The following is a 981-nucleotide window of genomic DNA, read 5'->3' as shown; positions in this document are numbered from 1 at the left end:
AAGGACAGATGAAATGTTCGAGCAAAACTGCGCGGTCCGCCGCCCAGCAATTTTATTCGCTGGCATCATAAGTCATCCTTCGCATATTGCATTTGCTTGACTCCCTTTCCTTACTGCGACAGAACCTTCGAGATTGTGTCAGCCACCCAGGGCAGATTCGCGCAGGTCGCGCAGGCGCAATACGAAGCGTACAACCTCCGGGTACAAACGCTCGTCGAGGACTTTGCCAGAAGCTCACCAGCGGGTTCCGAAGCCGCCATCGCCGGATGGAAGTCGGCGATTGACGCCACCCATACGCTGATCGAAACCCTGCAGAAAACCAGCCAGCAGGCGGTGCAGGTTGCCGAAAGCAGCCTTAACGCCGCCGCGACCGCCGCATCGAAGACTGCCCGGCGCACTGCCGAGCAAGCGTCGGCGAGCGCCAGGCGATAACCGCCGACGCGGGCCTGACGCCCCCGTCGGTCAGTTGCAGCATACAAAGGATTCCTGTTGATAGCGGCATGTCTGAACGGCAATCGGGCGGACTTCGCAGTTCTGCATGAGCGAGGATCGCCTCCCTTTTACCGGAGACAAGTGAAATGACGAAGCAGGTTGCCCTGGTCACAGGCGGAACGGGAGGACTCGGTGAGGCGATCAGCATCAGACTGCACGACGCCGGGGTATTTCCGGTTCAGCCTGAGCCTGCGCGACGTTGAGGAGTTGCTGCTCGAGCGTGGTGTTGTAGTCACGTATGAGACGATCCGTTGCTGGTGCGAGAAGTTCGGCGCCAGATTCGCCCAGTGCGCCAAGGCCGCGCGGCGCAAGCCGGGGTTCTGTTGCAGTAAGGCCCACGTTAAAATTGGGTAGCGAATTTTTGGGCTCTGTCGCATTAACGCGAGGGAGGTAAAATTCGAGGCTGACGAGAACGCTTTGGCCAAACGATGAAGAAGATACTGACCCCACGAACGACGCTTGCTCCGGGCATCGCCAAGGTTCTGAAGC

1 protein-coding gene and 2 pseudogenes are annotated in these 981 nt (G+C 58.9%); all 3 read left to right on the top strand.

What is annotated here, in order from left to right:
* The first annotated feature begins 96 nt into the window (after positions 1-96).
* A complete protein-coding gene (locus tag ACLFKU_RS43625; RefSeq protein WP_410853377.1) occupies positions 97-432 on the top strand; it encodes a hypothetical protein in 336 nt (111 codons plus the stop codon).
* Positions 433-578: 146 nt separating this feature from the next.
* Positions 579-659 (top strand): annotated as a pseudogene (locus ACLFKU_RS43620) (beta-ketoacyl-ACP reductase); the annotation flags it as partial.
* Positions 625-778, top strand: a pseudogene (locus ACLFKU_RS43615) (IS6 family transposase); the annotation flags it as partial. The pseudogenes ACLFKU_RS43620 and ACLFKU_RS43615, both read left to right, overlap by 35 nt.
* Between the last annotated feature and the right edge of the window lie 203 nt (positions 779-981).

Source organism: Paraburkholderia sp. EG304, from assembly GCF_046543485.1.
In the GTDB taxonomy this organism is placed as follows: domain Bacteria; phylum Pseudomonadota; class Gammaproteobacteria; order Burkholderiales; family Burkholderiaceae; genus Paraburkholderia; species Paraburkholderia youngii.
This window is presented reverse-complemented; position numbering and strand designations above follow the sequence as displayed.